The 5,579-nt window shown below is 63.5% G+C and carries 5 protein-coding genes; 4 read left to right on the top strand and 1 reads right to left on the bottom strand.

Annotation, left to right across the window (positions count from 1 at the left end; translation table 11 throughout):
- Nucleotides 1–247: 247 nt before the first annotated feature.
- Nucleotides 248–688, bottom strand: a complete 441-nt coding sequence (locus PKE71_RS17515) for a MarR family winged helix-turn-helix transcriptional regulator (RefSeq protein ID WP_271188311.1) — start codon at nt 686–688, stop codon at nt 248–250.
- 61 nt (nt 689–749) lie between these two features.
- On the opposite strand from PKE71_RS17515, the gene PKE71_RS17510 reads away from it, so the two are divergent.
- The 4 genes from PKE71_RS17510 (at nt 750) to PKE71_RS17495 (ending at nt 5,430) form a co-directional block, all read left to right on the top strand.
- A complete protein-coding gene (locus PKE71_RS17510) occupies nt 750–1,439 on the top strand; it encodes a glutathione S-transferase family protein (protein WP_271188310.1) in 690 nt (229 codons plus the stop codon).
- Between the two features lie 93 nt (nt 1,440–1,532).
- Complete coding sequence (parC, locus tag PKE71_RS17505; protein WP_271188309.1) at nt 1,533–3,809, top strand: DNA topoisomerase IV subunit A; 2,277 nt, start codon at nt 1,533–1,535, stop codon at nt 3,807–3,809.
- Between the two features lie 46 nt (nt 3,810–3,855).
- Complete coding sequence (locus PKE71_RS17500) at nt 3,856–4,407, top strand: LemA family protein (protein ID WP_271188308.1); 552 nt, start codon at nt 3,856–3,858, stop codon at nt 4,405–4,407.
- A gap of 3 nt (nt 4,408–4,410) precedes the next feature.
- Nucleotides 4,411–5,430, top strand: a complete 1,020-nt coding sequence (locus PKE71_RS17495; RefSeq protein WP_271188307.1) for a M48 family metallopeptidase — start codon at nt 4,411–4,413, stop codon at nt 5,428–5,430.
- Nucleotides 5,431–5,579 lie beyond the last annotated feature (149 nt).

Genomic DNA, 5,579 nt, shown 5'->3' with positions numbered 1-5,579 from the left:
ACCATCAAAACCATCAACCTCAACACACCGAAAATGTGTTAGCCATGTCCCCGAACAGGTGTCAGCCATGTCCCCGGGCTGAACACTTGTTCCGGGGCCGGGTTGAAGCGACGCGGCCTCATAGGTGCAGGTGCGCGCACCGATGATTCCTCCTGCATCGATGAAAAGCCTTCACGTTCGCCAGGTCCCGGAACAAGTCCGGGAAAACTGAAAAGGGATGCTTCAGACAACGAGCGACCGCCGAAGCCTATACACTCAGCCCATCCAATCGCTCTGCCAGCGCCTCGGCGTCTTCGGCCGACAGAGTGCCCAGAGCTTCGTCGAGTGCCGGGCGATAGACCTCCCACATTGCCTTGCGGGCTTCGCGGCCGGCATCTGTCAGGCGTATCTGGAGGCCGCGCCCGTCTTGCGGGCAGCGCAGCTTTTCCACCATCCCGGCTGTTTCCATCCGGGTGAGGAGGCGGGAGAGATTGTGCTGCCGGATCAGCAGGCGCGCTTCCAGCTCGACAGGACGCAGGCAGCAATCGCGCATCTTCTCCAATTCCCAGAGCACATCGTACCAGGCCAGGGGCGGATGTCCGGCCTGTTTCAGCCGTGTCTCGACACGTCCGGAGACGCGGGTCCAGGCCCGGTTGAGCGCGATCCAGGCGCGGACCCGGGCGGAGGTGGTGGAAATTTTCTGATCCATGCACTTGCATATAGTTTGCCGGGTCCCATTTTTCATGCATCTGCATGAAAAGGGAAGTCCCATGACCGACGCTCGACCCCGGCTCCGCCTGATCAGCCACAAGCTCTGTCCCTACGTCCAGCGGGCCGCGATCGCGCTGGCGGAGAAGAAAATACCCTTCGAGCGGGTCGACATCGATCTGGCTGAAAAGCCGGGCTGGTTTCTGGACATCTCGCCCCTGGGCAAGGTCCCGGTTCTGCTGGTGGACGACACGCCGATCTTCGAGTCCGCCGTAATCCTGGAATACATCGAGGATACGCTCGCGCCGGCCCTGCACCCACGTGACCCGCTCGAACGTGCCCGTCACCGCTCCTGGATCGAGTTCGGCTCGGCCCAGCTCAATCTGATTGCCGGCCTCTACAACGCTCCGGACCGCAAGGCTTTCCAGGACAAGGCCGATGCGCTGTCGCTCGGTTTTGCCCGGCTGGAAGGCGTGCTGGGCGAGGGCCCGTATTTCGCCGGCGAGACCTTCTCCCTGGTCGATGCCGTCTATGGTCCCGTCTTCCGCTATTTCGACACGTTCGATGCGATCGGCGAGTTCGGCATCTTCACCGGGCTGGAGAAAGTGACACGCTGGCGCGAGGCTCTGGCAGAGCGGGCCTCGGTGCGCGAGGCGGTGAGCGGCGAGTATCCTGAACGGCTGCGGGCATTCCTGATCGGGCGGGGGAGCTATATCTCGACTTTGCTGAAGGCGAATGCCGAACTGGCGTGATGCCGTTTGCCCACAGCAAATCCTGCGGCCAAGCCCTGCTCGTTTGCTCCCATCCGCTATACTGATCGTCTCCGAATCACGAGGCGTAGAGGCATGGGCGATCATTTCGATCCGGATGGCGGGCACATTATCGAGGAGAAGTTCGAGGACGCACTGTCGCGGCGCTATCTCGCCTACGCGCTTTCCACGATCACCCAGCGGGCCCTGCCGGATGCGCGCGACGGGCTGAAGCCGGTGCACCGGCGCCTGCTCTACGCCATGCGCGAGCTGAAGCTGAACCCGGACCAGGCCTTCAAGAAGTCGGCCCGCGTGGTCGGCGATGTGATCGGTAAATATCACCCCCATGGCGACCAGTCGGTCTATGAGGCGCTGGTCCGCCTGGCCCAGGATTTCGCCTCGCGCTATCCGCTGGTCGAGGGCCAGGGCAATTTCGGCAATATCGACGGCGATGGCGCGGCCGCCATGCGTTACACCGAAGCCCGCCTGACCAAGGCCGCCGAACTCCTGCTGCGCGATATCGAGCATGGCACGGTGGATTTCGAGGAGACCTATGACGGGTCCGAAAACGAACCGCTGGTCCTGCCCGGTGCTTTCCCGAACCTTCTGGCCAATGGCTCGACCGGTATCGCCGTGGGCATGGCAACCTCGATCCCGCCGCACAATGTCGCCGAGATCTGTGCGGCCGCACTGGCGCTGATCGACAATCCGGAGACCGAAACCGACGCGCTCCTGAAACATGTGAAAGGGCCGGATTTCCCGACCGGCGGCACGATCGTTGAATCGCCGGAATCGATCCGCGAAGCCTACGAGACCGGCCGCGGCGGTTTCCGCGTTCGCGCCAGGTGGGAGAAGGAAGATCTCGGCCGCGGCATGTGGCGCGTGGTGATCACGGAAATCCCGTACCTGGTGCAGAAGTCCAAACTGGTCGAGCGGATCGCCCAGCTGATGGACGCCAAGAAACTGCCGCTGCTGGACGATGTTCTCGACGAGAGCGCCGAGGATATCCGCCTCGTGCTGGAGCCGAAATCCAAGCTCGTCGATCCGGAAATGCTGATGGAGTCGGTGTTCAAGCTCACCGATCTGGAAACCCGCATTTCGCTGAACATGAATGTGCTCGACCCCACCGGTACGCCGCGGGTGATCGGGCTGAAGGAAGTTCTGCAGATCTGGCTGGAGCATCGCCGCGAGGTTGCCGTGCGCCGGGCCGAGACGCGCCTGGCCAAGGTGGAAGACCGGCTGGAAGTGCTGGCCGGCTATCTCATCGTCTATGCCGATCTGGACGAGGTGATCCGGATCATCCGTTTCGAGGACGAGCCCAAGGCCAAGCTGATCGAGACTTTCTCGCTCACAGAGCGCCAGGCCGAAGCCATCCTGAACATGCGCCTGCGGGCCCTGCGCAAGCTGGAAGAGCTGGAAATCCGCAAGGAAGACGAGGCGCTCCGGGCCGAACGCAAGGTGTTGAAGGAGCTGATCGGATCCACGGAACGCCAGTGGGAGAAGGTGGGGCAGGAGATCGGTGAGGTCGCCGACTATTATGCCCAATCCACCCCGCTGGGCCGCCGCCGCTCGGCTTTCGGCGAGGCGCCGGACATTGCCGGCGATGCCCCGATCGAGGCCTTCGTGGTGCGTGAGCCGATCACGGCCGTCCTGTCCGAAAAGGGCTGGGTGCGGGCGCTCAAGGGCCATATCAACGACGTCACCGAGCTGAAGTTCAAGGAGGGCGACCGCTCGGCCTTCGCCGTGAAGTGCGAGACGACGGACAAGCTCCTGATGTTCGCGACGGACGGGAAGTTCTACACGCTGGAAGCCTCCAGACTGCCCGGCGGGCGCGGTCATGGCGAACCGGTGCGGCTGCATGTCGACCTGCCCGAGGACGCCGCGCCGATCGGCCTGTTCAAATACGATCCGGAGCGCACGCTTCTGGTCGCCTCCACCGGCAATACCGGTTTCCGCATCCAGGAAAAGGACTGCGTCGCCATGAAGAAGGGCGGCAAGCAGATCCTCAACCTGATGGCGGGCGACGAGGCGCTGCTGTGCATTCCGGCGATGGGCGATACGTGCGCGCTGATCGGCGAGAACAAGAAACTCCTGGTCTTCCCGCTGGAGGAAATCCCCCGGATGTCGCGCGGCAAGGGCGTGCGCCTGATGGGTGGCAAGGGCGCGCGGCTCGCCGACGCCACGACGTTCGCGGCGGAAGAGGGGCTGACCTGGCTCGACGGGGCCGGGCGGCGTTTCAATCTGGAAGACTGGCAATTGTGGACTGCCAAACGGGCGCAGGCCGGCAAGATGGCGCCGCGCGGCTTCCCGCGCTCGCTCCGCTTTGCGCCGCGCGGCTCGGAATTCCTCGCTTCACAGGCGAAGGCGGAATAGGTAAGTCTCGTAAGACATTCAACGTCCTGCCGACAGGAGACGACATATGGACGCCGGTATTATCCTTCTGATCCTTGTGATCGGCATCGGTATCTTCCTGGTGATGGTCTACAACCGTCTCGTCGCGCTGCGGCAGACCTGTAACCAGGCCTGGGGCGATATCGATGTGCAGCTGAGACAGCGCCACGATCTCGTGCCCAACATCGTGGAGACGGTGAAAGGCTATGCCGCGCACGAGAAGGACACGCTGGAAAACGTCACCAAGGCGCGCCAGCAGGCCATCGATGCAAACTCGCTGAAAGGCCTGGCCGAGGCCGAGAACATGCTCTCCGGCGCCCTGCGCCAGCTGTTCGCCCTGTCCGAAGCCTATCCGGATCTCAAGGCCAACCAGAACTTCCTGTCGTTGCAGAACGAGCTGGCGGACCTGGAAAACAAGATCGCCGCCGCCCGCCGCTTCTTCAACAATGCGGTCAATGAGTACAATACGGCGACCGAGCAATTCCCGGCCGTGGTCATCGCCAATTCGATGGGCTTCAAGCAGCGCGAATATTTCGAGGTCGGCGAAGCCGAGCGCGGCGCCCCCAAGGTGCAGTTCTAGGCCATGTTCCTGGGCGCGACCGGACTTCGCTCCCATATCTGGAACAATAATCTCAAATCCGTCCTGCTGCTGGCCGGGTTTCCCGTCCTCCTGATCCTGCTCGGGCTGGCGGTGACATGGCTCACCGTCGGCCTGGCAGACCCTTCTGCCGGCAGCTATGCCGGCAAGGGCGCCCGGCCCGATCTCATTGGCGCCGAACTCGCCCGCCTGCCGTCCATCGCGGCCTGGTCGCTGGGCCTGGCCGGCATCTGGTTCGTGATCGCCTGGTTCTTCCACCAGTCCATCATCAATGCCGCCACCGGCGCGCGGCGGGTCTCCCGCAAGGAGGAGACCCGCGTCTGGAACCTCCTGGAAAATCTCTGCATTTCCCGCGGTCTCACCATGCCGCACCTGGCGGTGATCGAGACGCCTGCGCTCAATGCCTATGCTTCCGGCCTGCGGGAGGGGCAGTACACCGTGACGGTGACGCGCGGCCTGGTCGACCGGCTCGACGATGCCGAGCTGGAAGCCGTGCTGGCGCACGAGCTCTCGCATATCCGGCACAAGGATGTCCGTCTGCTGGTGATCGCCATCATCTTCGTGGGGATCATCTCCTTTGTTGCCGAGATCGTCTTCCGGCGGATTTTCTGGTTCGGCCTGCGATCGGGCGGGGATCGCCGTTCGGGCGGCCGGTCTGGCGGGCTGGTGATCGTGGCGGCGCTGGCCATCCTGGCGATCGCCTATCTTCTGGCCATCGTGATCCGCTTTTCCCTGTCGCGGCGGCGCGAATACATGGCCGATGCCGGCGCGGTCGAGCTGACCCGCAATCCCGACGCCATGATCGCGGCGCTGAACAAGATCTCCGGTCATGCCGAGATCGAGACGGCGCCGGACGAGGTGCGCGAGATGTTCATCGAGAACCCGAAGACCGGTTTCATGGGCCTGTTCGCCACCCATCCGCCGATCCCCAAACGCATCGAGATGCTGGTGACATATGCCGGCGGCACACCGTCTCTGGGCCGGTCGAGCGTTCCCGAAATCTAGCCTTTTCAAGCAGGTATAGCGCCACGGCGGTTTCGCCTGGCGGTATGAGGATGTGCGGGATGCCGGCCGGAGCCGGGGTTTTATGTGTTTGTGTGAGTGGCGCCGGAGGCATCCCGCACACGGAGATTTACCCGGGTCCCTTGCGGGCC

The organism is Maricaulis virginensis (assembly GCF_027922185.1).
In the GTDB taxonomy this organism is placed as follows: Bacteria; Pseudomonadota; Alphaproteobacteria; order Caulobacterales; family Maricaulaceae; genus Maricaulis; species Maricaulis virginensis.
Note: the sequence above shows the minus strand (reverse complement) of the source record. Positions and strands in the feature narration are given on the sequence as shown.

What these genes read in the sequence shown, in the direction of transcription:
- PKE71_RS17515 (WP_271188311.1), bottom strand. Translation starts at nt 688, where the DNA reads ATGGATCAGAAAATTTCCACCACCTCCGCCCGGGTCCGCGCCTGGATC.
- PKE71_RS17510 (WP_271188310.1), top strand. Translation starts at nt 750, where the DNA reads ATGACCGACGCTCGACCCCGGCTCCGCCTGATCAGCCACAAGCTCTGT.
- parC (WP_271188309.1), top strand. Translation starts at nt 1,533, where the DNA reads ATGGGCGATCATTTCGATCCGGATGGCGGGCACATTATCGAGGAGAAG.
- PKE71_RS17500 (WP_271188308.1), top strand. Translation starts at nt 3,856, where the DNA reads ATGGACGCCGGTATTATCCTTCTGATCCTTGTGATCGGCATCGGTATC.
- PKE71_RS17495 (WP_271188307.1), top strand. Translation starts at nt 4,411, where the DNA reads ATGTTCCTGGGCGCGACCGGACTTCGCTCCCATATCTGGAACAATAAT.